The following is a 26,209-nucleotide window of genomic DNA, read 5'->3' on the forward strand; positions in this document are numbered from 1 at the left end:
TTCGCATCTTTTATTAGAGGTGGGTTTTGACTTTTTATACTGGCAATACTACTTAATGTCAATGGAATGTATTGGGAGTTTTCCGATTTCACAGATATTGTAAAATTGGATAAGTCTTTAATGTTGTTTGGCATTTTTGTGGTTGACAAGGTTAATTGTTGATTGAAATAGTTTATTACCCCAGAAAAAAATGGTCCTTCATTTAAAACAAGAGAATTTATGACTTCTTGGGGTGATATTCTATACTGTAGTAATTTTTGAGGATTGAGAGCTATATTAATCTCAGGCCAACCACGTGAAGTTTCTTCTACTTTATAAACACCATTTATACCAAGCAGCATAGGTTTTGCCTGAAAATAGTAGTAGTTCATCATGTTTGCACTGTCAATTTTGTTTGAAACAAGCGCATATTCTGCAAATGGATATATGTTGGGTTCCATTAAGCGGACACTTAAGCTAGAATTTGGCGGTAAATTTATTTTAGCTATTCTTGCTTGTAACATTAAGTACGCTGTTTTTGGGTTGACATTTGAATCAAAATAAACATGAATTTTAGATAAACCATTGCCTGTTTGGGATCTGACAAGGTTTACGCCAGGTTCAGCCCTTGCTGCTTCTTCAAGCGGTCTTGTTACACTGACAAGCATATATTTTACGGGTAAATCTTGATTATGTACAAGAATAGATACCTTAGGAAAGCTTACATTTGGAAAGATGCTTTCTGGTAAAAAAAAGAGGGCAAATGCACCACCAAAGATAATTAAAATACCGCATAAAAATACTGTAAATTTGTTATTCCATAAAAAATTAAGGTACTTATTCATTTAATAATTTTTACCTTAATGTTGTTTTTTAACCTTTCTACACCATTGGTAACTATTGGCTCATTATTGGTAATGTAGGCGCTGATATAGGCAGTATTATTAGAAACATTGATTAACTTGATCTGCTTTTTGTGCGCTACCCCATCTGTTACAACATATATGTAAGCTTTAGAACCTTTTGTGGAAATAGCGCTTTTTGGTATACAAAACCCGTGGCTTTTACTGATTGGAATTTCAAGACTAACCCATTGACCGGCAATCAAAGCTTTGTTGTTAGTATTTATAAAGATTGGCACAAGACCGCTTGAATCTGTACTGGGTGATAATTGGGCTATCGTGCCAATGTACTTTGAGTTATTAAGATAGTAATAGATAGTTTGGCCAATTTTTAACTTGTCTATAGAATCTGGTGCTACATAGGCTTTGATCCATAAATTGCTGTTTCCCGTTAAAGTAGCAATAGGTTGATTTAGTGCTGCACTACTTTTATTTGGTACAAGAAACTCTAAGCTTCCTGCAAAAGGCGCATAAATTTTGGATCGTTCAGATTGAGCATTTAATTGTTCTAAGTTGTTTTTTGCCTGATAATAAAGCATTTTTGCTTTTTCTAATTCTTGAGAAGTAGCGATGTGAGTATTTTTTAATTTTATTGTACTTTGAAGATTATTATAGGCTGCCTTAACATTTGCTTTAGCATATTCTATTTGTCTTGAAAGTCTTGGAGGGTAAATTTGAGCTATTAATTGACCACTTTTTACAGTACTGAAATTTGAGTTAACTCTAATAATACCGCTTATGGGGGCTAAAATTGTTATATTTTGTGTTGTTTCAACTTTTCCATAAACTTTTATTGTTTCATAGCTTGCGCAAGCTTTTGGGTAGCCTACTTGCACCTCAATCCCATAAGCTAAAGAATATATAGTCAAAATAAATATTAATAGCAAGATTTTTTTCATTATAGTTAGATATAAGTCAATTAAAAGGCATTGTCAAGTAAATATCAATGTTGACTTTAAAATAATAGAGGATATAATTTTTGGTTATGAATAGCACAACTTTGAATTATCTTATTTTAACGTTTCTTAACATTAACCCAATTTTTGGCGGCAAACTTATAGCTGTTGGCTATGTAAGCGTAGCAAATCTTAACCCATTTGTTTCTTTAGCTATAATTATTTTAACAGAAATAATAGTATGCGCAATCAGTTTTCATTTTGCCAATTATATTAAAAGATTTAAATTATTTAGCAAGAAACTGTCAAAAATTAACGAAAAATGGGTAAAAAGCGGGGCTTACATTGGTTTTTTTGTGGGGCAGCTATTTATGGGAGAATTATTTATTGCTTTACTTTTTGGGTTAGTAGAAGACAAAAAAAATGTAATTCTTTACTTTTATGTGCCTATGATCGCAAGCACTTTCCTGTACACTTTAGTTTATTATTATCTTGCAATTCATGGTATAAATTTGATTAAAGATTATTCTACTTTCGGCCAACAGATAAGTCTTTATAAAAAGTTTATAAGATTTATTTAAAAAACTTTTAAAATGAAATATATTAGATTAGCCAGGCTTATTGCTATAGCAACCAACTTTATTGGTGTTTTGATAGTTATTTTAGCTGTTTATTTTAAACTACCTGCGAGTAATAGTGAGTCAATGCTTGGACTTAAAGCTATTATGCTAATGATATTGTTTGTGGTAAATACATCATCTAATTCATTGCATTCATCGGAATTTTATTTTTTAAATAAGTGTGAATTAGAAAACGACAATGATATTTTCAATAGTATAGAAGAAATATATAAGTCTTTAAGTAAGCTAGTGCTCTTTAATATGCTTGTGCTAAATAGTTCAATTTTTTTAATCATTTCTATTCTTGCCAATATTATCCAGAGCGTTACACCGCCTTGGCAAAACATTTTTACAGGTATTTCTTTCTATTCTTTTGTTGTTTTTATCTTTATAATAATCAATAATTACTTGTTCTATAATTTTATTTTGTACAGAACCTTTAAAAAAATCGTTTATACAAGGAAGTGATTTATTATGTCTAAGAGAATTTTAAAAAAATTAGCCAATTTAATAACAATAATAGTAGGTTTTGCAATGCTTAATAGTTGCGCCACAGTTTTACCAATAAGTGGCAATTTTACACAAATAACGCCAATCGAAGCCCAGACGGGAAAATTTTTTGGAAAGACTGTAAGGTTTGGTGGAACTATAATATCTACTATACCAGAACAAAATAATCAAACATGTTTTGTGGTCTTAGGCTTAAAACTTAACAGTAATGGCAAACCGTACAAAAAAGAGCCAAAAAACTTTGTTGGCAGATTTGTAGCGTGTGCTCATGGCTATTACGATCCCAAGATATACCAAAAAGATAAGAAAATAACTTTCGTTGGCACGATAGCGGGGATTGAAAAAGAAAAAGTTGGAAATTATACATATTCATATCCTGTAGTGGATGTAAAAAGTTTATATTTGTGGCCAAAACATATAGAATATGAAAATTGTTTTCCTTATAATTGTCCTACATACAGCTTGGAACCTTGGCCGTATTTTTACTAAAAACCTATGAAAAACAAAGCAATTTTGATAATTTTAAATGTCGTTTTTTTAACTATTTGTTACAAAATAGCACGCGCAGATATGGCTGAGATTTGCAAAACTCAATTTAATGGTAAGAACTATGTTAAAGCTATAAAAAGTTGTGAAGATGCAGCTAAAAAAAACTACAAAGATGGGTATTTTTATTTAGGTAAGATATATTTAAACTTAAATCAACCAAGAGTAGCTATAAATTTTTTTAACAAAACCAGACAATTAACAACGAATCCTTACAATATAGGAAAAATTTATAGATATATAGGAACTGCATATTTAAACTTGTACTTACATAATAAATTTCTTTATTACAGGGACAATTTTATAGATCTGTCAGATTTTAACAATTATGATACAAATTTGTATATTTCTATGAACAATTTAGTGGCTTTGCATCTAATGCATAAATTATTTATAAAGATGATTTTCTATTTTCATAAATCTTTAAAAATGTGCAGCACAGATTATGATTCATTAGTATTTAATGATTTAGCTTATGCTTACTTTTTTGATAATAAAATCAATAAAGCTTTGCTTTTTGAAAAAAAAGCAATTCAAAGTGCGCAAAAAAACAAAGATTTGAGAAATCTACCTTTGTATCTTTTTAATCTAAGCTATTTTCAATATATTAAAAATCAAATTAATGATCCAACAAAAAAACAATGGCAAGAAAGCTTTAATAACTTTCTTGCCCGTTTAAAAAAATATACCTCAAAGCTTCCTGAATTAAATAAAGATACACAAATCAGCAAAATTATAAATAATATAATAAAAGCAAATTAGTCATAGCATCCTGGAGCTAATTTTATCTCTTCAAAAAATTTTGGGTCGTGGCCATACCATATTTTTGCATTTAAAAAGTTAGCAAATTCTTTTAATGAGAGAATCGAATAATACGCGTCTTTTGTGTTGGAGGCGACGCCAGGTGCTGTATTATTCTCAATATTTTCTTTTAATGGCGCAACGTCCCCTGCTATGATTACAGGACCGTAGTTGTTTAATTTGACTACAACGCTTTGATGCCCGGGCGTATGGCCAGGTGTTGGTAAAATCAATATTTTGTTATCAAATAAACTTTTCATGCCAACAATAGGCTCCCATTGTATAGAAGGATTTTTAATGTCTTTATCAACATAACCACGTTCTAAATTTGAATCATAAAAGTAAGCTGCTTTTAATTCTTCTAGTTGAACTATTACTTTTGCTTGTGGGAATAGTTTTGTGTTTGCTGCATGGTCAAAGTGAAGATGCGTTTGAATAATATAGCCTATACTGTTTTTATCTATACCCAATTTAGAGAGTGCTTCTATTGGATTTTCTGTTTTTCCACGCGTTTTAGCGATACTTGACTTAGAGTCAAAAGAAATACCAGTATCGATAAGCACTTTCTCATTTTCTAGATCTATCAAAAAATAAGGCACAGGAATATCAATATCTTCGTTTTTGTCGGCGCTAGACAAAAGTTTTTGTTTTTTAATGGTTTGAACCCCGCTTGATAAAACATAAAGTTTGGGATACATTTTAAGCCTCCAGTGTTTTTATATTTTGTAAAAATTTGTCTAATTTATTTGGTGATAAATTGCCACGGTAACGCACACCTGATATTATAGATACAGCAAACGGCTTTACGATTTTGTTTAATTGACCCACTATCGTATTTAAGTTTTCTTTTGCGATGTTATCCACTTCTATCCCAGCACCATCAATATTTATATTCTTCAATACTTGAATTTCACTTATTCTCAAATCCGATACATAGACTTTTGGGCAAAAAACCATTTTGCAACCTACAACTTGTTACATTGCAGCTTCAATCTTTTGTTTTATAGATTTGTCGCTCTCATCTAAGGCTTGTTTTAATAGCATTGAATCTTTTTGCGCAAGCTCTTGTGGTAAGGCGCTAGAAACGCTCATTCTAAGCTTTAAAAAAGCTTTTAAAGTTTCTTTATCTAAGTTTGATGCTAGTTTTAAGTTTACTTTACAAAGCTTTACGTATTGATCATCCGTTGCATTTTTTGCAACTTCCATAATGAGGTTCTTTAAGTTGTTAAATTTTTCTTCATCTGTCATGGACAGTAGTGCTTCAAATACAGTCTTCATAGTGTTTTCTAATTCTTGTGCGTTTTGGTTAATGATTTTGGTAATATCAAATGTTTGCATAACAAACCTCCTTTTAAAGTAATTTTCTTGAAGCTTTTGAGATTCCTTCTGCTGTTGATGGGTGTTGATTTGCATATTCTGCAACGTCTTTTAATTTTGCACCCTGTTGTATTAAAACCCCAAGTTCACCTATCAATGTACTGGCATCTTCACCTATAATCCATGCGCCTATTAATTTTAATGATTTTGCATCGTAGAATTGCCTAATTTCACCTTTTGCTTCTGTTAATATTTGAGCTTTTGCATCAAATGACAAATCAAAACTAGTCTCTATAATATCGATCCCCATTGCTTTTGCTTGGCTGGGCAAAATGCCTACAAAAGCGGCTTCTGGGAATGTAAATACAGAATTGGGCACGCATGAATAGTCCATATAGTCAATAGGTGTGTTGTTAGCTAAAATGTTATTCGCAGCCACTAGTGATTGTCTTGTGGCTGAGTGGAATAGCATTGATTTGCCATTAATATCGCCACTTGAATAAATATGCTTTATATTTGTTTGCATGCTAGGTCTAGATACAATACCTTTCTTTGTAATTTCTAAGCCTAACTTATCTGCACCTTCTGGAATGACAGGTACTCTACCAAATGCCATCATTACTAAATCGGCTTTTGCTTGCATTTGTTGGCCATTTTGTTCATAAAAAACACTGTAATTGTTTGTGCTTTTCTGGATTTTAATAAGTTTTGTGCCAAGCTTTACATCTATATTTGGATCAATCATACCGTAGAGCTTTTTGGCAAATGTTTCATCCATTTCTGTTAGCACTCTATTGCTTCTTTGGATTACCGTAACTTTTGAGCCTAGTTCATTAAATATCGTTGCTGTCTCTAAACTAATGTAACCTGCTCCAAGTATTATGATTGATTTTGGTAAATAGTCAATTGGTGGGTTAAGTTTATATATGTCTGTACTTGTTATGCAGTATTGGCTGCCTTCTATAGGCAAAACAAATGGTTTTGCACCACTTGCTATAATAATAGAGTCTGCATAAAATACCTTTTCGCCTTTATCTGTTAGAACTTTTACCCTGTGCTCATCTATAAAGTAAGCTGTACCTTTTATGAGTACAAGGTTTGTCTCTGCTTCTTTTAACTCCTGAGCATGTTGAGCATATCGTAAGTTTTGCACACCATTTTTGTACTCAGTAATTTTTTTATAATCACATGTAAGATCTTTTGCAAAAATTCCAAACTCGTGAGATTTTTTAAAATACCTGTAAAATGAAGCTGCCTGTCTTATTGATTTTGAAGGCACACAGCCTTCTGCTAGGCAGTTTCCACTTATTACGCCTTTTTCATCAACCATGATAACTTTTTTACCTGCTTTTGCAAGCCTGAATGCACCCGGGTACGCACCAGCGCCTGCACCGATTGTTAACACATCTACTTTTTCTTCCATTTGAATTACCTCCTTGTCTTATCTAATAAGAAAAAGTCTACTTTACTTTTCACATAGCTTTACAATAAATCTAAGTTTCATACAAAATTTAACTCTTATTGCAAATTAGTCAAATAATATAACCATCTATTATCAATATTATATTTATTATTAGAATAACTAATAATCTAAATCAACAATACAAATAACTTTTTGATTATCAAAGAAGTATTTTTTTTATTAAGTATCGCTGATTTAATACTTAAATCATAAAGCTGCCGCCATTTACCGGTATGTACTCACCGTTTACATAATCGGATAGTTCGCTTGCTAAAAATAATACAACTTTTGCCACATCTTCTGGAACGCCTATGCGCTTAAGTGGCGTAAAATTAGCAATCATTTCTTTATCTTCTTTGGGTTGATTTGAAGTAGCATCAGTGTCTATTAGGCCTGGTCCAACTAGATTTACTCTAATACCGTATGGGCCCAGCTCTAATGCAAGCGTCTTTGCCATTGCATCAACAGCACTTTTTGCTGCTGCGTGAGCGAAAAAGCCATTTGCAGTTTGTCGTGAGAGGGAACTTGATATGTATATTAGTTTGCCGTATTTTTGTTTCATCATAGAATTGAGTACTGACTTTGTGCAGTTGTAGAAAGCTTTTGTTTCACCTAAAATTTTATCCTCTATTGACTTAAAATCCAATTCAACAAAAGGCTTTATGGGGAAATTTATATTGGCATTATTTACAAGTATATCAATTTTACCATATTTTTCGATAGCTGTACTTGCCATAGAGTTTACGCTTTTCTCGTCTCTTACGTCTGCACAAAAAGTTATCGCTCCTCCACCATTGTGTTTTATATATTCAACAATTTCTTGGGCTTTGTCTTTAGAATTTATGTAATTAACCACAACATTTGCGCCGCATCTGCCAAGCATTTTTGCACAGGATGCACCAATACCTCTTGCCCCTCCCGTTACTATTGCTACCTTGCCTGTCAAATCAATTTTCATTTAAAATACCTCCTAACTTGAATTTTTTTTTGCAATATGAAGTATAGCTAAAAATGCATTTTTAGCTATACTTCTAAAAAAACCGCACAAAAATCTCATACTTTAATATCACTATTTATACTTTTATTAAAATAAGCAGTAAAATTAATTTATCAAGTGTTGATTAAGGCGTACCTATTTGTCAAGTCAAATTTTTTATTTTTTAAACTTACAACCTAACCCGTAAATTGATGCATTTTAGCATTGCAGATGACAAATAGAAGAAGGCCTATATAAAAAACAACGATTGTGCTACAAGTGCTTTACTGACAGGAGGCTTTGCAAATGATCTGTCAATCTATGATAAGCTCACAGGTAATTAAGCTTCATCTAAGCGCCCTAAAAAACTCAAGCTTAGGCATAGGCTTATAAAAGAGGTAACCCTGGAAGTAGTCGCAGTCTAGTGTTTTTAGTATCTCAAACTGTTCTTTGGCTTCTACCCCTTCTGCTATAGTTTTGATGTTTAGCGAGTGGGCTAAATAGATAATGGCAGCTACTAGGTTTTTTGTCTTTGGGTCTGTTTGTATTTTTCTTACAAAAGAGATGTCTATTTTTAAAAAGCTTACATCCAACTCTGATAGGTAGTTTAAAGACGAGTAGTGTGTGCCAAAGTCGTCTATGGAAAAGTGCACACCAAGTTCTCTTAGCTCTTCTATGAGGTTTTTCATGTATGCAAAGTCTTTAAAGAAAACGCGCTCTACAATTTCTATCTTTAAAGAATTAGGTTTTAGGTTGTAATAGTTTAGCAAAGACGACAAACTCTGAACTAAATCTTTTTGATTTAGGCTCAAAGCGGAGAGGTTTATGGAGATGGGTATGTCTTTGTGATGTTTTTCAAGTTCTTTTAAGTCTTTTAGCACACTGTCTGTGAGCTGGTTTTCTGCGTCTATAATCAGGTTTGTTTCTTCAAGGTAGTTTATAAACTCTGCAGGGGATACTATTGTATTATCCTTTTTCCAGCGCATCAGGGCTTCTGCACCTACGATTTGTTTGTTTTTATCCACATAGGGCTGATAGAATGGTATGAATTTTTTGTTTAATATGGCACGCTCTAAGTCGGCTTTTAGCTTTAGCTTCTTAAAAGCTTTTTCTTCTATGTCTTTTCTAAAAAAGCCAATCTGGTTTTCTCCATTTTCTTTTGCATCCTGGAGGGCTATGTTTGCTTTATCTATGAGTTCATTGACAGTTGCTGCATCTTTTGGGGTTAGGCTTAAGCCTATATTAAAAGAAATAGATATGCTTTGATTAAATAGAGTGTACGGCTTTGAAAGCTCGCTTAACACCTGTGAGACAATTACCAGAAGGTCTTCTTCTGTTTTTAAGTCTTTAATTATCAAACCAAACCTATCTGATTCTAGCTTTGCAATGACATCGTAAGAGTAGAGTATATTTCTTAGCCTTTCTCCAATCATTCTTAAGACTTCGTTTGCCTTCTCAAAGCCAAATGCCTGATTTATGGAAGAAAACGAGATAGGGTTTATTACAGCAACAGCTCCTATTGTGTTTTTTGACAAGGCTCTTTTTAAAAAGCGATCAACCATACTCTGAAATGAGCGGTAGTTTGGAAGGTTTGTTACGGGGTCTGTGTAGAGGATCTTTTCTAGTTGTTCTATTGTGTTTTTTTCGTCTATTAGCTTTCCTATACTTATATAGTTTGTTATTTTGCCATCTTGTTTGAATGGGACTATATTAACATAAAAGTCTAAGATTTTGCCTGATTTTGTTTGAAACTTCATAAAGTTAGAGTAAACTGCACCGTTTTTTAGCGTTTTGTAAAAGTTTTTTGCAAATTCTTTTGTGTGGGTTTTGGAAGAAAATATTGAGTGGTGGGCACCAAGAAGTTCTTCTTTTGTGTAGTCTGATATAGACAAAGCCTTATCGTTTGCATAGATAATATTGAAATTCTCATCCGTTATTATTACAAACTCAAAGCCAGAGTCTATGGCAAGCTGTGTCATTTGCAAAAACTTTTGCTTTTCAAACCTATCTAAGGCAAAGGATAAGCCCAGCTGTATTTCTTCTAAGAGATGAAGGTAGTCTGAGTGAAATGAGTTTGGCGTTGTGTCGTTTAGGTATAGAATGTATTTTACTTGATTGTTTTGCATTATAGGTATAGAGCAAACAGAGTGGATATTAAAGTAGCTGTAGTAATCCTGCCAGTAAGACATGTGGGCTTTTTGCAATACATCTTCGATGATAGAGATCTTTTTTGCATGGTATGCTTGCGAGGCAGAGCCTGCCCCATGCGGTGTAGATGTATCAACTCCAATTGTTAGATTTTTTAGGGCTTTTTGGAGCTCTTTTGTATTTGCCCTTGTATATTTTTGAATAAATAGCTTTGAAGTCTCATCTATATAGCCCACAGCGCAAGAGGTATAGCCTACTTTGTCAACCAATATATCGCAAATCTCTCTTAGGAGATCTTCTTTGTTTTCTATTCTTACAATAAGCTGGTTTATCTGACTTAGGGCAAAAAAGAGTTTTTGGTAGGAAACCTCTTTTGTTCTATCAGATACAAGGACAATGCCTGAGGATTTTTTGTTGTACTCTATGGTGTATGCAAAAACAGAAACTGGTATGTCAGCTTTGGTTTTGGATAAAAACCAGTGGGTTTTTAGTTCTATAGGGAATACTTCACCTTGAGTGCGTCTTTTTATGATATTTTTGATGTTTTCTAGACTGTTTAACTCACTCATCCCCCCCCCCCCCGAGTATTTTGGGGAGATGAATTCCAGTATGCTTTTGCCTAAGATTTCATCTTTATCACTATAGCCTAAAATCTCTGCAAAGCGCTTGTTTAAAAATACTATTTTACCTTCTTCTTGAAAGACAAAAACACCAAATACGCTGGAGTCTTTTAGGGCATCAAAAAATCCACTTAAGTGCATTAAATACTGCTCCATGTAAAAAAAAACTAAAAAAAATACAAAATACAACTAAATATTGTCCATTAAGTAACTTAGTTGAAAATATATATTAATTTTAGCCTTAAGTCAAGTTATTATTGTAATTGTAGCATTTGCAGGCGCAAAAAAGATGAGATTGGTTTTTAAGCACGAAATAACTTTTATATTAGTCAAACCAGCAAACAAGAAATTAAAAATTTTTGATTTAACAAAAGAGTATATTTTAAAAATTAATTCAATTTTTGGGGCTGGTGCTTTAAAATAACACCAGCCAATGTTGCCTATAAAACTTTTTAGCATATAACGCATTGTCTCTTGCTACTGTTTGTTTTTTGCTTTTGCCAACAGATACGATACAACCCAAGATGCTATGGGAATCAAAAATACAAGAATCCTTGATAGTGCAATACTTAATCCAATATTTTCTTGATATGCAATAATTGATAATGTTATAAAAAAAGCAATGAAAGCTATACCAAATGCAAACCTTACAGGATAGCTTTTTGGCGTTTCCATGTAATAAGCTTGTTGATTTGATTTTGACAATATCGGCACTAGAACTATGAAAAGCATTATTATTGATGGTATTATAATTCCACCAATCGACTCTGGGTCTATAACGGCACTTTTTGAGAGATGGATTACAAAAGTATTTGGTATTATTTTAAGCAGTCCATAAATCCACAAGAAATACCAGTCTGGTTTTACCATAGGTGTAGAATTGGTTGGAGGTCCAAAGTATTGTGATGGATGTACGGGGTAAAAAGAAGCAATAATAAATAAAAGCCCAAATGTCATTAAAAATAAAAATATCATTATTGTGGTTTGTTGTGGCCAAAGTGGTATACCTAGTATTGATCCTTTGTAATTCTCTTTATTTTCTTTAGGCTGTGTGTGTTTTTGTTTTATCATTACAATTAAGTGGGCTCCAAGCAAAAGCGATATAATAAGGGGCATGATTACAACATGATATGCAAAAAATCGTGGTAGAACACCAGGTGAGGGGAAAGCACCATTAAATATGAAATTTGCCAATGAATGACCTATCCATGGAACTTGAGAAGCAAGATAATAGCCAATATTAGTAGCTGTTACAGAAAAAGCATCATACGGTAACAAGTATCCGCTAAATGAAGCAAATATGGCGGAACCTAAAAGCAAGAGTCCAATCCACCAGTTTATTTCACGTGGTTTTTTAAATGATCCAGAAAAATAAACCCTCAATAAATGAAGCATTATAGAAGCTAAAAATAAATGAGCGGCAAAATGATGGACGTATCTTATTATCATACCAAGCGGTTGAGCGTTAATTGCAAGTATACTCGCATACGCAGCAGGAAGGTGTTTGGGTCCGACTTGAACTAATTTTGAAGAAGCCTCATACCCAAATAATAAATATATGCCTGTTATTACAAGTATAATAAAACTAAATAAAGCAATTTCTCCAAAAAAGTATGTAGGATGTACAGGAAAGGCTTTTCTTAAAAATTTTTTACTAAACCTGTCAAGATCTAATCTTTCGTTTAACCATTTATACATTTTATCCTCCTATACCATTGGCCCTACTGGACCATCAAAATCGCCATCTGCTACAATTTCATTATTTGGACTAAACTTTATTGGTAATTGTGGTAGTGGTCTTGGAGCAGGTCCTGATACTACTTTTGCACCTTCAAATATATTGTACATACTTTGATGACAAGGGCAAAAAATGTGGGGGTATGGTGCTGGTGTTTGAGATTTTGGATGCCAGTCAACAGTACAACCCATATGTGTACAAATTGCACTATATGCTACAATGCCATTTATTACCCAACTTAAATGCGTAGGTGCTTTAAATTCTGATTGAACCTCATGAATAATCATTATTAAATTTAAATGCTCTTCTTTTCCCAATGGGAAAGCTAATGCTCCTTTATCTAATTTAATTGAGTCAAGAGTTATAACTTGACCTTTTTGGGGTCCCATTGCGTAAACTAGTTTATTTCCTGCTGTTATTGGTTTTCTTTCATTTGCTTTTGAACTTTGTGGTTTTATTGTTCCAAAAGTACTTATCATTGCTCCAACCAAACTTACACCAGCAATACCTATGCCTGCTTTTAATATTTTTCTTCTTGCGATACAGGCCTGACATACTTGATTTTCTTGGTTGGTTGTTTGTTTTATTTTATCCATTATAATCCTACTACCATGGAATTTCATCGTTTATGTCTTGTGTAATAACTTCGTCGTCTATATAAAATTTTCTATAAAATAGGACAATTAATGCCATTAAAATGAAGTTAAAGCCTGTTATTAAGCCAATCATAGAGTTAACAGCGTTTGAGTACAACTCCACAATAAGCCAAATTGCACATGCAATTTCTCCAACACTTAAAAGCATTATTAAGAAAAATGGAAACCATCCTGTATTATCTTTTTTAATAGATTCTGTATGATTTATATTTTTCTCAACAAAAGACGATGCAAACCCGATTATTCCTGCAATAATAAACAATAATGCCCAGGCTATTAAACCTATCTGATAGGAAGTAAGATGAGATGTAATCATAAAGGATTTGTGGCTTTTATTTTTGCCAAAAAAATTTATTTGTACTTCATTATGGTTTGGGCCATGGTATTTTGTAAAATTTTTTCCGTCTGAGTACGCAAGCATTACAGTCATGTTTTTGTTTTCTATAGTTTTATCATGAAGGCCGCAAGATTTTAAGTTTCTAGTAAATGTCAAAATCGTACCCTTGGGTGTTGACTCACCTTTGTAAGACAATATGCAATCTTTTCCTCCAGCTTGCACTATAGGCTCATGGCTGTATGGTGTATTAGCGTATTCTTCGTTTATGTAGGTTTTTCCACCTTTTACAAAACCCATAAATATATCTGCTCCATTCATTACGGGGCCTTTTGGGTCAAAACCAATACCTACCCACCCCTGACCAGGCGATTGAAGCGCAAAATTAATTTTACCCTTGTCGATTTTCCAAAATAGATTTATCTTTGTTTTTTTATCAAAAAAGTGATCTGTGTATTTTGTGCCAAGCATAGTCATATTTACGGGAGATTTTTGGTTGTTGCTCAGAATTTCATAAGTTATAAAACCTAGTACAATAATACCAATAACAAAAAAAATGGATGAGATTTTTAAGTACCTTGCCATTTCTACCTCCTTGTTTTGGCTAGTATAGATATTTAAAAGGCTTTTTAAAATAGGAGTTTTTTGATTAATAAGTCAAACTTTACCTACAAAGAATTGTAATGTAACAAAAAACCTACTTTTGTAAAATTGCATATACTTTTCTTTTGTAAGGCAAAAGTATCAAAAAAGATGATAGCCCAATAAGTATGAACCCTAAAAGTATTATGTAACTACCGGGATCTTTTGAGGCAGAAATTATACTAACAAACGATTCATGCGCATTAGAAAAATGGATATTGTTCCCAGCAACATTAACAGATTGATGCTCAAAAAGCCAGCCGTTTGCAAAACCTTTTGGCGTAAATACATATAAATTTGCCACAAACTTTGAATTATAGTATTGTAAATTTTTTATGTACAAAACAATATTGCCAATTTTTTGGGGTTTATCAAGATAGAGTTTAATTGTATTACTGTTTACGGAGATGTTGATAAAAGTTTGTGACTTTTTTGGCATATAGCTAGATTGGTAAAACCATATGCCTTTATATTTAAATGGGTGGTTAACACGTATGTGAAATGGTATTTTTTTGTTGTTATCCACGATAAAACCAGTTGTTTTATATTCCTTTGGTATACTACCTTTTTTGTAGTATTTTATGCTAAAGCTTTTGCTTTCAATGTAAAAAGGCAAATGAATCATGCTTGAGTTAGCTAAGTAAACTATATTTGTGGGTTTATTGTTTTTTAGTATCAATACTCCTCTAAATCCAAACAAGCTTGTTATCAATGCACCAACTGCAATTATTAGTATAGATAAATGTATAAAATATACAGCAAATTTTCTTATGGGGTATTTGTGAACAAGTATTACACTATTTTTTTCGTAGAAAAATAGCTTTTTGGCTTTTAGTAACAATTTCAAATGCTCTTTTTTGCCTTCAATATTTTTAAATTTAAAATTTTTTTGGGCTTTAATAGGAACCTCAAATAAGCCTTTTGTTTTTGGGATAAGACTGATGGTGCAGGCTATAAGATTTATCATGAATAAAGTAATTATTAATTGAAAATAAAAAGAATAATAAATATTATAAAATCCAATTGATTTTAAAAATGTTGGATACAATGATTGAAAGCTTGATATAGCTATCATAAAAGCTATAAGTACAAGTAGGGATATTGTTAAATTCAAAGATTTTAATATATTATACGCTTTATTTAGATGCATAACTATGAAGGCCAGGCATTATAAAGTTTACGCCCAAGTAAGTAATCATAATCGACACAAAGCCAATTAAAGCAAGATACGATAAAAAACGCACGCTTTTGCCTTTTACATTGTAATGAATATAAATGAGGTAGACAATCCAGGTAATTAAGCTCCATACCTCTTTTGGATCCCAGCTCCAATAACCACCCCAGGCATACTTTGCCCAGATTGATCCTGTAATAATCCCTGTTGTTAGCAGTGGGAAACCTATGTAGATAGGTTTAATTAGCATATCCTTTGAAACGGGCTTGTATGGTTTGTGAAAGTATATTAACCCTGCAAAAACTAACAAGAAAATTAAAACACCTGTCATCAAAATATTATAATTTAAGAAATATTTTACAATAGAGGTAAATAATCCGGATAATAAAATTCCAAAAAAAAGAGAACTTATTATATAATCGCTTTTAAGTTTTGATGAATACAACATGTATAATCCAACTAAAAAATTAATTGAAAAAGCTGCATATGCAAGAAAAGAAGTGATAACATGTATTGCTAGCCAGTTACTCTTTAGGGCAGGAATTAGCGGTTGTATATTTTCATCAAACCCAGCAATGGAAAGACCAAACAGTATAGAGCTTATTAAAAGCGATGAAAAAAGAACAATAAACCCTTTGCTTTTTTTTATAAATATTACTTGGAATAGCGCTATACATAGAACAAAAAAAACAAAAGAAGTAAAAGCATCAGTTACAGGTATATGGCCTGCTTTTTGCCATCTATAAAAAAAATAAGCTAAATTTTCTAAAAAAGACAGAAAAAATATAATTTTTGCATAAAATTGGAGTTTTTGTGATTTGACTGTAATACCAATAAACATCAATAAAGCAGAAAATAAATAAGAAAAGCTCATTATTGAAAATAATAGTTTCATAAAGCCCCTTAGTTTTTTAGAATACCTATTTTTAAAGCAAATTTAATAAAATCAGATTTATTTTCTATGTTTAATTTTTCAAAAGCACGTGTTTTATATGTAGAAACGGTTTTTTCGCTTATATAGTATTTAAATGCTATTTCTCTGTTTGTAAAACCTCTTGCAAAGTCTACCATAACTTCTTTTTCTCTATCACTTAATTTATCCCATAGTTGTTTTTCAGCAGATACGTTTTGCGTATCATTGTTGCTTATCACTTGAGATATAAACTGAGATTCTGCAAACAATTCTCCGCTATTTACTTTTTTTATAGCGTAAATCAAATCTGAATCCATAGATTTTTTAAGCACAAAGCCCGAGGCGCCCTTATTTATAGCTTCTTTAAAGTATTCATAATCTTCATACATAGTTAAAATGATAATTTTTGAAGAAGGCGATAATTCTTTAATTTGTTCAATGAAATTTAGACCATTTTCACCGTTTATGGCAATATCTAATAAAACGATTTTTGGTTTTTTATCTTTGATTATATATATGGCGTCTTTGATTGATGAAGCTAAACCAACTACATCAATTTCTTTATAGGAAGATAGAAGACTATGCAAGCCTGCAAGCAAGATCTTGTGATCATCAATAATTATAATTGATATTGATTTCATGTTGGCACCTCAAACGATACTGTGGTTCCTTCATCAATTTTTGAAATTATATTTAATTTTCCATTTAAAATAGCACACCTTTCTTTCATTATTACAATACCAAAATGTTGTTTTTTTGGTATTTCGGTATCGTTGATTTCAAAACCTATACCGTCATCTTTTATATAACCATTAATTTGATCGTCATGTGTGGATAAATGAATGTAAATATTGTGTGGTTTTGCATATTTTATGGAGTTCATAACGGCTTCCTGGATTACTCTAAAAACGCAAGTTGAAATTTCACTGTTTAATGTTGATGCATCAAGGTTTGTAATGTCTAAATGGATATTAAAACTTGCATTTTTTTGCAAATTGCCTACGAAATTTTTCAAGGCAGAAGAAAGACCTAGTGTATCTAAGGTAATGGGTCTCAAGCTAAAACATATATCGTGTATATTGGAGAGCTCATCCGATATGAGATTGCTTAAAGAGGAAATTTCATTGCGATAACCAACATTTCTCCTTAGTATATCAAGTTGGAGTTTTACATATACCAATGTCTGAGATAGCTGGTCATGAAGTTCCCGGGCTATTTTCTTTTTTTCTTCTTCTTGTATACTTATTAATCTTTTTATAAGATTGGATATTATGCTTTGTTGTTTTTTTATCTCTTCTTCGTGCCTTTGCAGGTTATAACTCATTAAGTTAAATGAATCAAATAGTAATCCAATTTCGTCGTTTTTTAATAATTTATTAACCTTAAGTTGCTGGTAGTTACCATTATGTATAATTGATTCAATAGCTTTGCGAAGAACTTTTATTGGTTTTATAAACGTATTTAAAAATATAATAGATATCAAAATAAGCACGAAACCACCGAACAAGAAAAGTAAAATAATTTTTTTCAAGAAATCTAAAAAAAATAGATCAGCATCTTTTAAAGATACTCCAATTAGTATGCTAGATGAATTGTCCACATTGGCTTTGGTCAAATATATTCTAGTGTTTTCTAACTTAACAATCTTTTTATCTTGTACTGAAAATAAATACCTATATGTGTTTTTATTACATAAAATACTACCTGTTTGAGTTTTTACACAGGCAACTTTTATAAATGGGCTGCCCACAATTGTAGCGTGCAGTATGTTTTGAATTCTTTTTGCATCGTTTTGTTTTAAGGGATTAGCTAACTCCATTTTTAGCTCTTGGGATTTTCTTTTGCCAAAACCTTCAAAAAGTTTGTAATACCTACCTTGGAATTTATAGTATTCAAAAAGGACTAGAGCAACACTAGAGATTAAAATGAATATTAAACTCAACAATATAGCTTTGTAAAATAAAGATATCCTGTATTTTTTAATCATACAAAAATTTTAATAAGATGCAATTTCTTTTTTTATAAAATCTACACAGTTATTTTCAAAATGCCCATTGGATTGAACCAGGTATTCGGCGTTGTGAGTTCTTGAAGTTATTATATAGTATTTAGGTATAAATTCTAATAGGGTTTTATTGTTTACCTGTGTAGCAAATATTACCATATAAAAATTCCATGCCACAATCCCGTTCAATGCAGATTTATCTTTTGTGTACTCGGATATTTGTGTCGGTAAACTTGTAGAGTAATATTGAGCTACATTAGAGGATATATCGACTTCCAAAAGCCCTTCCTTTATACTAGAACGTTTAATATGATAGTTATTGAGCTCAGTAAATTTTAATAACGCTTGCCATACTTCATTAAAGGGTGCGCTTATGAATATTCTTTCTCTTATTAAATGTGTTTGTTTGTAGGTATTTGTTTTATCAATAGATACGTCACTTAAGTTAACTTCGCTTGATTTTGTTTTGTATTCTTTTTTTATTTCTTGCGCATTTTTCTCTTTAGGTTTTTGAAATAAATAAGGCGAATTTGTGTGTGGATACACAAGACCATTTTCTGCACCCGCAGAACAAGACGATACGGCAAAACACGATAATATAGCAAATAAGAATTTATGCTTCATAAAAACCTCATTTTTTAAGTGTGTGCAAAAAAGCCGATATATCTTTTATATTTTGTACGTTGTTTAGCTGTGGATTTGATGACTTTACTGGCTTCATCATGCCAACATTATTAAGAGCCCACTCAATCTTTTTAACTGATTGGTCTACAATATTTGGCCCTACATTTCCCTGCGCATTACTACCATGGCATGGTGCGCAAATAGATTCAAATAGCTGTCTGCCATGTTGAATATTGGCGGCATTGGAGACAACAGGTGCAGCCAGCATTAACCCAACAAAACAAAATAAATACTTTTTCATAAAAAACCTCCTTAAGTTATTAATATAATGTAAAATATATCTTTTTGGGAATTTTTAAATCAGAATTAGTCGATTTTTTGTAAGAATTTTTATTACAACCTCCACCCACTGTTCTTGGTGGGCGGAGGTTGTATATTAAAAGGAGGTAGGCTAAGTATGAAAAAAGTTAGAAAGCATATTGTAACATCACTCTGGTTGTATCATAATTAGATGCACTTCCGCCAGTAGCTGCAACATCAGGGTTATCTTTATTGTAAATGTCTTCTTCGAGTCTTAAATTGACATTTTGGTATGGATACCATGAAAGACCCATTGCTTCACCTGAGACATTTAAATCTTTTAGTTCAGATGAATGCTGGTAGGTATATTTTGCATATATACCATAGGTTCTATTGTAGTAATAGTCTGCATTTATGCTAAAGTTATTAGCAGCAACAGCAGAACCGTTGATTAGTTGTCCATTAGAAATATCATGCCCATAGAAAGAACCATTTTTATCGTGTATAAAAGAAGCAAATATTTCAAAAAGATTGTGGGAGTCTATGTATTGTAATTGACCATCAAGACCATACTCTTTAACTGCATCAGAGTACTGTCCAGTTCCTGGAGCCTCGCTTGCTGTTATGTTTTCATGTCCAAAATATCCAAATGTTCCAATTTCTGTATAAATATGATCAAATTCTGGAAAGAAATACGCTAGTCTTCCATATTCATCTACATTAGATGTTCCATCAAATGTAGCGGAATCAGATCCAGGATTAGTTAAAACAACGTAGGTTGGCGAAGTTTTTCCTACTTCACCGCTAGTTGGGTGATATAAGCCAAAGGCAGCATATAACCCACCATGTGTAAAACCTCCAAGCATTGCGTAAATTTCGCCACCTTCTAAAGGAGAAGGTGCAAAAGCTTCAAAAAATCTGTTTCTTGAACTTATACCGCCCGAAAAACCATGTAATAATGCGCCCCAATTGCCAATAGAGTTTGTTGGATCACTAAAGCCTACCATATCTTCGCCTCTTAAGCCAAATGTTAAATTATATGGTCCCAATTTCTCATTTGGACCAACCAGTGCCAAATCAAATCCGCCTAATGTAAGAGAGCCACCCTCATCGTTGATACCTGTCAGTTCGGTAAAGGTACCTATATCTGGAGCTATTTCGCCAGCAAAATACAGGCTTGAACCTTTAACCAAATTAAATTTTGTTTTGCTTGGTACATTTGAGCCGCCTTTCATGTGCGAGTATTGTGATTTTACACGCATAGAAAGCATAGGGATTTGATTAACTGCGAGATTTGGCAAAAATCCCTCTTCACTAGCTTGTTGTTTGTATTGATTGCGCGCAAATTTGATTAATTTGGAGTAATCGTAAGTATAGCCGTGAAGTTTAAAATCTCTACCAAAAGGTGTCAAGTGAGGAAATACTGTGTGGCATACGTCGCAGGATAAACCAGTTTGGCGTGAAAATGAAGGAATAGCCCTTGCTTTTTTTACAAAACCTAGCATGCTTAGCGCCACTACCAGCATAAATAGCAAGAGATCTCTAAACCGTAAGTTTTTTGACATAAACTTACCTCCTTGAATAAATTTTTAATATCATAAGCTCTCGGCGTTTTTTTAAAATCAGAACAAATTTATTTTTTTGTAAGAATAATAATTTACTTTGTAAGAAAAGCTATGTTGTTCTTGTTTAATAATTCCTATTGACAAACGAAAAATAAAATGTTATCAATGAGTTAGCATATAAGTAACTATTGAGGTGTTAAAATGAAAATAGAAACGATCTTGCTTCACTATGGTTATAAGCCAGATGAGAATAAATCTCAGGCAATACCCATATATCAAACTTCTTCTTATAGGTTTGATTCTATACATGATGCGTATGATTTGTTTAGCTTAAATAAACAAGGCTATATCTACACAAGAATCAACAACCCTACAGTGCAGATTTTGGAAAATAGACTTGCTGCAATGCATAATGCAAAAAGTGCAATTGTTGTATCATCTGGTCAAGCGGCTATTGTGTATTCAATTTTAAATTTAGCATCATCAAAAGATAATATAGTCAGCAGTAAATATTTATATGGTGGCACTTATAATTTGTTTAAATATACATTAAAAAAATTTGACATAGAAGCGAGGTTTGCGCAAACAAACGATCCTCTTGATTTTAGTAAGCTTATAGATGATAGAACCAAAGCTATATATGTCGAGTCGATTGGTAATCCTACAAATAGAATAGCTGATTTTAAAAAACTATCTTTGCTTGCTCATAATAACAATATACCATTGATAGTGGATAACACGGTAAGCCCAATAATATTCAACCCCTTTGATTTTGGAGCAGATTTAGTTGTATATTCTCTAACAAAATTTATAAGTGGAAATGGTACAACTATTGGCGGCGCAATTATAGAAAAGGGTGATTTTGATTGGGATAATCCTAAATTTAAAGATGAGTTTAGTTTTGATGAGTCCTACCATGGTTTGTCATACAATGAAAAATTTAAGGATGCAGGTATTTTTACCACAAAAGCCAGGTTGCAGCTGCTAAGGGACATTGGTGCTTGTATTTCACCATTTAACGCATTTTTAATTTTGCTGGGTTTGGAAACTCTGCCTCTTCGAATTGAAAGACACTGCGAAAATGCTTTAAAAGTAGCAAGTTTTTTATCCAACCACCCCGCAGTTAGCTGGGTAAATCACTTGTCTTTAAAAAACCACCCTGATTATAATTTTGCCAATGAATACTTTAAAAAAGGATTTGGAAGCATAATAGGCTTTGGCGTCTTGGGTGGTTTTGAAAAAGCAAAGGCTTTTGTTGAAAACTTAAATTTAATCATCCATTTAGCCAACATAGGTGATGCAAGGAGTTTAATCATACACCCAGCAAGCACAACGCATAGCCAATTAAGCAAAGAAGAGCTTAAAAAAGCCCAGATAGGAGAAGATTTTTTGAGATTATCTGTAGGGATTGAGCATGTTGATGATATTATTGAAGACCTAAAGCAAGCTTTGGAGAAAATATGAGCATAGTTATATCTGTAAATATAAGCAAAACTAAGGGCGTTCCAAAAGAACCTTTAGAAAAAGTCATTGCGGTAAAAAATTATGGTTTGTTTGGTGACGCACATGCTTTCAAAAACTCCAATAGGCAAGTAAGTTTTTTGGATTTTGACGAAATAATGGCTTTTAACAAGGATTTACCTTTTGGATCGTTTGCTGAAAATATTACTGTGAGTGGCTTGCGTGATGAATCTGTTTTTGTTGGCTCTATAATAAAAATTGGAAATACTATCATAAAAGTTACGCAAATTGGCAAAACTTGCCACAATGCTTGCAATATAAAAAAACTTTTAGGTTCCTGTATAATGCCAAAAGAAGGAATTTTCGGCGTTATTTTAAAAGGCGGACTTATAAAACCAAATATGGTTGTTGAGGCAATAAATGGAAAAGATGTTTACAATAGATAAACCTCTTGAGCTTGAGTGTAAAAAAACACTATATCCGCCAATATATATAGCTTACGAAACGTATGGAAAACTAAACACGAATAAAACAAACGCAATACTTGTATGTCATGCATTAACAGGTAGTGCTTGCGCTTATTCTGATAATACCGACAAAAAAGGTTTTTGGGATACATTGATAGGTCCTAACAAGGCACTTGATACCAATAAGTATTTTATAATTTGTTCTAATGTTTTGGGTAGCTGTTATGGTTCAAGCGGCCCAAGTTCTACAAATCCTAAAACTAACAAACCTTATGCTCTCGATTTCCCTTTTGTAACAATAAAAGATATGGTTGAAGCACAAAAGCTGCTCATTGAGCATTTAGGTATAGAAAAATTATTGTGTGCAATTGGAGGCTCAATGGGAGGCATGCAGGTGTTGCAGTGGGCAAGAAACTATCCATATATGGTTAAATCTGTTGTTGCAATAGCCACGACCTATAGACATAATGCTGTCCAAATTGCATTTAATGAAGTAGCAAGACAGGCTGTTATAAACGATCCTGAGTGGAATAATGGAAATTATTACTCAAAAAGTTTGCCAAAATATGGGCTTGCTGTGGCTAGAATGGTAGGCCATATTACTTATTTAAGCAAAGATTCAATGCAAAAAAAGTTTGGCCGAAATCTAGTAAGCGACAAAGTAGAGTTTAATTTTTCTGTTAATTTTCAAGTGGAAAGTTACCTGCGCTACAAAGGGGAGCAATTTACTCAACGTTTTGATGCTAATTCATTTTTATACCTTACAAAGGCAATTGATTATTTCGATTTGCAGCAAGGTTACCCAACATTAGAAGATGCCATAAGTTGTGCAAAAGACGTAAAGTTTTTAATCGTATCTTTTTCGTCTGATTGGCTTTACCCAAAGGAACAATCTAAGCGTTTGGTGAATGCTTTAGAATCCATCGGCGCAAACGTAAGCTATCGGAATATAAATTATGAGTATGGTCACGATTCTTTTTTACTGGAAAGCGCAGAGCAAAATTTTATTATTGGTAATTTCTTGAGATTTGTATGAGAAAGGATTTTAAGATAATTTTTTCGCTTATTAACAATAATTCAAAAGTGCTTGATTTGGGGTGTGGTAGTGGTGATTTGCTTGAACTGTTGGCTAAGAAAAAGACTATAGTAGCTAAAGGCATTGAGATTCACCCCAAAAAAGCTTCAGAAAGCATTGCAAAAGGGATAAGCGTTTACGAAGGCGACATGTTCGAGGTGCTTCCAAATTATAAAACCAAGTCATACGATTATGTAATTTTAAGTCAAACGCTTAGTGAAGTATCTGACCCAAAGGTAATATTGTCTGAGTCATTAAGGGTTGGAAAAAAAGTTATAGTAAGTTTTGCAAATTTCGGGTATATATCAAACAGATTGAGCATTTTGCTAAAAGGCAGGATTGCCCAAAAAACACTCTATGATTATTGTTGGTACGAGAAAAAATACTTCCATCCATTCAGTATTTTAGAATTCGAGCGATACTGCCTTCAAAATGACATAAGAATAATCAAAAAAATTTTAATCTTTGGGCCTGTTTTATTGAAGCACTACCCTAATTTACTCGCCAGGCACGCGGTATTTTTATTAGAAGGGTAAATAAAATAGTAATTTTGCTGTTGACAAAAAACCTTTTTGTATATAATATATAGTAAGTTGATAACTAATTATTTGGAGGTTTTATGAGGCGCCTTGTCATTTTGGGTGGTGGAGCAGGTGGTACAATGATGCTTAATAAGTTTTACAGTGTTTTGGATAGGAATGAATGGCAGTTTACTATTATTGATGAATATGAAACGCACTATTACCAACCAGGGTTCTTGTTTATACCGTTTAATATGTACACAAAAAAAGATGTTATAAGACCCAAGCGTGATTTTTTGCCACCGGGCGTTGAGGTCATTATTGAAAAAATTAAGGTTATAGATCCAGAAAAAAACAGAGTAATTTTGCATAATAATGCAGTGGTACCCTATGATTACTTAATTATTGCTACAGGGTGTAAAATAGATCCAAATGAAACTAAAGGCCTGAAGGATGTTTTATGGCACAAAAATATATTTGATTTTTATACGATAGAAGGCACATTAAAGCTTGCAGACTTTTTTAGACATTTTGATGAAGGAAAATTGGTTTTGCATATTACTGAAATGCCAATTAAATGCCCAGTAGCCCCACTAGAATTTGTATTTTTGGCAGATTGGTTTTTTACTAAAAAAGGTATAAGGGATAAGGTTGAAATTAGTTTTGTTACACCGCTTCCTGGGGCTTTTACAAAACCAAAAGCTGCAAGTGTGCTGGGAGATTTTTTACAGAAAAAAAATATACATTTGATTCCAGATTTTGGTATTGAGCGTGTAGATAACGAAAATAAACAAATTATATCTTACGATGGGATCAAGGTAGATTTTGACTGTTTGGTTAGCATCCCAACAAATAAAGGCGATGAAGCTATTGCCGAAAGTGGTTTAGGCAATGAACTAAACTTTATACCAACAGACAAAGAAACGCTTCTTGCAAAAGGATTTAATAATATTTTTGTTATAGGTGATGCAGCTGATTTACCAACGTCAAAAGCAGGCTCAGTTGCGCACTTCGCTTCTGATATTCTTTTTGAAAATTTTCTGGATGTAGTTGAGGGAAAACCGCCTAAAGCCAAATTTGATGGACATGCCAATTGTTTTATAGAATCAGGTTTTGGCAAAGGTATATTGATTGATTTTAATTACGATGTTGAGCCACTACCTGGAAAATTCCCATTGCCTGCCTTGGGTCCATTTTCGCTTTTGCAAGAAACTGCTATGAATCATTATGGAAAAATAATGTTTAGATGGATGTACTGGAATTATTTATTAAAAGGTGTTGAACTACCAATAGAATCTCATATGTCAATGGCAGGAAAGAGGGCATAATATGGATGATATACAGGTAAGATTGAATGAAGTTAGTCAAAAACTTGATGCAGTTTTAGAGGAAGTATATGCTCAAAAAACCCATAGAAAATCAATGGAAGATTTAAATGCAGATGTAATGAAAATAGGAGAGAGCGTATATGATATAGCATTAGAAAATCTTGAAGAAATTTCTGAATATACAAACATAGACAGTGTATTCTATTTTATAAAAAAACTTGCACGAAATATTGATAACTTAACCAAGCTATTTAATAGATTGGAAAGCTTAATTGATTTTTGGGATTCTTTTGAGCCTTTAACAAGAGAGATCGCAATTTCAACTCAGGGCTACTTGGATAATTTAGAAAAAATTGGTTATTTTTCGCTATTAAAAGAAATTAAAAACTTAATGGATAATTTAGTAAAAAATCTTACAATTGACGATGTAAATCGCCTTAGCAAAACACTTGTAGATACCATTAAAGCTTTTAAATTAGCTGATGCAAAAAAAGCTAATGAATTGTCATTTATAGGCATGATAAAGCTTTTAAATAGCAAGGAAATAAAGACGGTTTTAGCGTTTTTTGTAAGTTTTTTGGAAAATTTTAGCAAACTCAGCCAAAACAATGATTGAAAGTTACAAAAGG

Annotated in this window: 28 protein-coding genes; 10 read left to right on the plus strand and 18 right to left on the minus strand. The window is 32.5% G+C overall.

Going from position 1 to position 26,209, the window contains the following annotated elements; all coding sequences use genetic code 11:
- On the minus strand, positions 1–824 hold an 824-nt coding region (locus tag DESAMIL20_RS10060), incomplete at its 3' end, for an efflux RND transporter permease subunit (RefSeq protein ID WP_143340283.1).
- A complete protein-coding gene (locus tag DESAMIL20_RS10065) occupies positions 821–1,780 on the minus strand; it encodes an efflux RND transporter periplasmic adaptor subunit (RefSeq protein ID WP_086034752.1) in 960 nt (319 codons plus the stop codon). The genes DESAMIL20_RS10060 and DESAMIL20_RS10065, both read right to left, overlap by 4 nt.
- Before the next feature lie 86 nt (positions 1,781–1,866).
- Between DESAMIL20_RS10065 and DESAMIL20_RS10070 the strand changes: the two genes are divergently transcribed.
- Genes DESAMIL20_RS10070 through DESAMIL20_RS10085 form a run of 4 tightly spaced genes read left to right on the plus strand, consistent with a single transcriptional unit; the run spans position 1,867 to position 4,215 of the window.
- Positions 1,867–2,358 (plus strand): hypothetical protein, encoded by a 492-nt coding sequence (locus DESAMIL20_RS10070; protein WP_086034753.1) that lies wholly within the window; start codon positions 1,867–1,869, stop codon positions 2,356–2,358.
- A 12-nt stretch (positions 2,359–2,370) separates the two neighbouring features.
- The gene (locus DESAMIL20_RS10075; protein WP_086034754.1) at positions 2,371–2,865 is read left to right on the plus strand and encodes a hypothetical protein; all 495 of its coding nucleotides are present in this window, start codon (positions 2,371–2,373) and stop codon (positions 2,863–2,865) included.
- 6 nt (positions 2,866–2,871) lie between these two features.
- Complete coding sequence (locus DESAMIL20_RS10080; protein ID WP_086034755.1) at positions 2,872–3,396, plus strand: Slp family lipoprotein; 525 nt, start codon at positions 2,872–2,874, stop codon at positions 3,394–3,396.
- Between the two features lie 6 nt (positions 3,397–3,402).
- Positions 3,403–4,215, plus strand: coding sequence for a hypothetical protein (locus DESAMIL20_RS10085; protein WP_086034756.1), 813 nt, complete (start codon positions 3,403–3,405; stop codon positions 4,213–4,215).
- On the opposite strand, the gene DESAMIL20_RS10090 is transcribed toward DESAMIL20_RS10085, so the two are convergent.
- From DESAMIL20_RS10090 to DESAMIL20_RS10170, 16 genes are all read right to left on the minus strand, one after another.
- Positions 4,212–4,952 (minus strand): N-acyl homoserine lactonase family protein, encoded by a 741-nt coding sequence (locus DESAMIL20_RS10090; protein ID WP_086034757.1) that lies wholly within the window; start codon positions 4,950–4,952, stop codon positions 4,212–4,214. The genes DESAMIL20_RS10085 and DESAMIL20_RS10090 overlap by 4 nt on opposite strands.
- Position 4,953: 1 nt before the next feature.
- Positions 4,954–5,211: a hypothetical protein gene (locus DESAMIL20_RS10095; RefSeq protein ID WP_086034758.1), complete on the minus strand. Its 258-nt coding sequence runs from the start codon at positions 5,209–5,211 to the stop codon at positions 4,954–4,956.
- A gap of 18 nt (positions 5,212–5,229) precedes the next feature.
- Positions 5,230–5,592 (minus strand): hypothetical protein, encoded by a 363-nt coding sequence (locus DESAMIL20_RS10100; RefSeq protein ID WP_086034759.1) that lies wholly within the window; start codon positions 5,590–5,592, stop codon positions 5,230–5,232.
- 13 nt (positions 5,593–5,605) lie between these two features.
- Positions 5,606–6,994, minus strand: a complete 1,389-nt coding sequence (locus DESAMIL20_RS10105; RefSeq protein ID WP_086034760.1) for a dihydrolipoyl dehydrogenase — start codon at positions 6,992–6,994, stop codon at positions 5,606–5,608.
- Positions 6,995–7,235: 241 nt separating this feature from the next.
- Positions 7,236–7,991 carry an SDR family NAD(P)-dependent oxidoreductase gene (locus DESAMIL20_RS10110; RefSeq protein WP_086034761.1) on the minus strand — a complete coding sequence of 252 codons (756 nt, stop codon included), beginning with the start codon at positions 7,989–7,991 and terminating at the stop codon, positions 7,236–7,238.
- 365 nt (positions 7,992–8,356) lie between these two features.
- On the minus strand, positions 8,357–10,933 hold the full coding sequence (locus tag DESAMIL20_RS10115) for an EAL domain-containing protein (protein WP_143340284.1): 2,577 nt from the start codon (positions 10,931–10,933) through the stop codon (positions 8,357–8,359).
- A gap of 321 nt (positions 10,934–11,254) precedes the next feature.
- Positions 11,255–12,475 (minus strand): cytochrome b, encoded by a 1,221-nt coding sequence (locus tag DESAMIL20_RS10125; RefSeq protein WP_086034764.1) that lies wholly within the window; start codon positions 12,473–12,475, stop codon positions 11,255–11,257.
- A 9-nt stretch (positions 12,476–12,484) separates the two neighbouring features.
- Positions 12,485–13,111 (minus strand): QcrA and Rieske domain-containing protein, encoded by a 627-nt coding sequence (locus tag DESAMIL20_RS10130; protein ID WP_158090581.1) that lies wholly within the window; start codon positions 13,109–13,111, stop codon positions 12,485–12,487.
- Between the two features lie 10 nt (positions 13,112–13,121).
- Positions 13,122–14,090 carry a DOMON domain-containing protein gene (locus tag DESAMIL20_RS10135; protein ID WP_086034766.1) on the minus strand — a complete coding sequence of 323 codons (969 nt, stop codon included), beginning with the start codon at positions 14,088–14,090 and terminating at the stop codon, positions 13,122–13,124.
- Between the two features lie 112 nt (positions 14,091–14,202).
- The gene (locus DESAMIL20_RS10140; protein ID WP_158090582.1) at positions 14,203–15,222 is read right to left on the minus strand and encodes a cytochrome c biogenesis ResB family protein; all 1,020 of its coding nucleotides are present in this window, start codon (positions 15,220–15,222) and stop codon (positions 14,203–14,205) included.
- 61 nt (positions 15,223–15,283) lie between these two features.
- A complete protein-coding gene (gene ccsB, locus DESAMIL20_RS10145; protein WP_086034768.1) occupies positions 15,284–16,216 on the minus strand; it encodes a c-type cytochrome biogenesis protein CcsB in 933 nt (310 codons plus the stop codon).
- 8 nt (positions 16,217–16,224) lie between these two features.
- Positions 16,225–16,875 (minus strand): response regulator, encoded by a 651-nt coding sequence (locus DESAMIL20_RS10150; protein ID WP_086034769.1) that lies wholly within the window; start codon positions 16,873–16,875, stop codon positions 16,225–16,227.
- Positions 16,872–18,053 (minus strand): sensor histidine kinase, encoded by a 1,182-nt coding sequence (locus DESAMIL20_RS10155; RefSeq protein ID WP_158090583.1) that lies wholly within the window; start codon positions 18,051–18,053, stop codon positions 16,872–16,874. Before DESAMIL20_RS10155 ends, DESAMIL20_RS10150 begins: the two co-directional genes overlap by 4 nt.
- A gap of 177 nt (positions 18,054–18,230) precedes the next feature.
- The gene (locus tag DESAMIL20_RS10160; protein ID WP_086034771.1) at positions 18,231–18,863 is read right to left on the minus strand and encodes a hypothetical protein; all 633 of its coding nucleotides are present in this window, start codon (positions 18,861–18,863) and stop codon (positions 18,231–18,233) included.
- Between the two features lie 7 nt (positions 18,864–18,870).
- Entirely contained in the window at positions 18,871–19,164 is a 294-nt protein-coding gene (locus DESAMIL20_RS10165) for a c-type cytochrome (protein WP_086034772.1), read from the minus strand.
- 166 nt (positions 19,165–19,330) lie between these two features.
- Complete coding sequence (locus DESAMIL20_RS10170; protein ID WP_086034773.1) at positions 19,331–20,728, minus strand: hypothetical protein; 1,398 nt, start codon at positions 20,726–20,728, stop codon at positions 19,331–19,333.
- Positions 20,729–20,929: 201 nt separating this feature from the next.
- On the opposite strand from DESAMIL20_RS10170, the gene DESAMIL20_RS10175 reads away from it, so the two are divergent.
- The 6 genes from DESAMIL20_RS10175 to DESAMIL20_RS10200 all read left to right on the plus strand — a co-directional run bounded on the left by DESAMIL20_RS10175 (position 20,930) and on the right by DESAMIL20_RS10200 (position 26,196).
- Positions 20,930–22,192, plus strand: coding sequence for an O-acetylhomoserine aminocarboxypropyltransferase/cysteine synthase family protein (locus DESAMIL20_RS10175; protein ID WP_086034774.1), 1,263 nt, complete (start codon positions 20,930–20,932; stop codon positions 22,190–22,192).
- On the plus strand, positions 22,189–22,635 hold the full coding sequence (locus DESAMIL20_RS10180) for an MOSC domain-containing protein (protein ID WP_086034775.1): 447 nt from the start codon (positions 22,189–22,191) through the stop codon (positions 22,633–22,635). Before DESAMIL20_RS10175 ends, DESAMIL20_RS10180 begins: the two co-directional genes overlap by 4 nt.
- Entirely contained in the window at positions 22,610–23,692 is a 1,083-nt protein-coding gene (gene metX / locus DESAMIL20_RS10185) for a homoserine O-acetyltransferase MetX (RefSeq protein WP_086034776.1), read from the plus strand. Before DESAMIL20_RS10180 ends, metX begins: the two co-directional genes overlap by 26 nt.
- Positions 23,689–24,267, plus strand: coding sequence for a methionine biosynthesis protein MetW (locus DESAMIL20_RS10190; protein WP_086034777.1), 579 nt, complete (start codon positions 23,689–23,691; stop codon positions 24,265–24,267). Before metX ends, DESAMIL20_RS10190 begins: the two co-directional genes overlap by 4 nt.
- 83 nt (positions 24,268–24,350) lie before the next feature.
- Positions 24,351–25,580 (plus strand): type III sulfide quinone reductase, selenoprotein subtype, encoded by a 1,230-nt coding sequence (sqr, locus tag DESAMIL20_RS10195; RefSeq protein WP_086034778.1) that lies wholly within the window; start codon positions 24,351–24,353, stop codon positions 25,578–25,580.
- Between the two features lies 1 nt (position 25,581).
- On the plus strand, positions 25,582–26,196 hold the full coding sequence (locus DESAMIL20_RS10200; protein ID WP_086034779.1) for a DUF1641 domain-containing protein: 615 nt from the start codon (positions 25,582–25,584) through the stop codon (positions 26,194–26,196).
- Positions 26,197–26,209 lie beyond the last annotated feature (13 nt).

Source organism: Desulfurella amilsii, from assembly GCF_002119425.1.
Classification (GTDB): Bacteria; Campylobacterota_A; Desulfurellia; order Desulfurellales; family Desulfurellaceae; genus Desulfurella; species Desulfurella amilsii.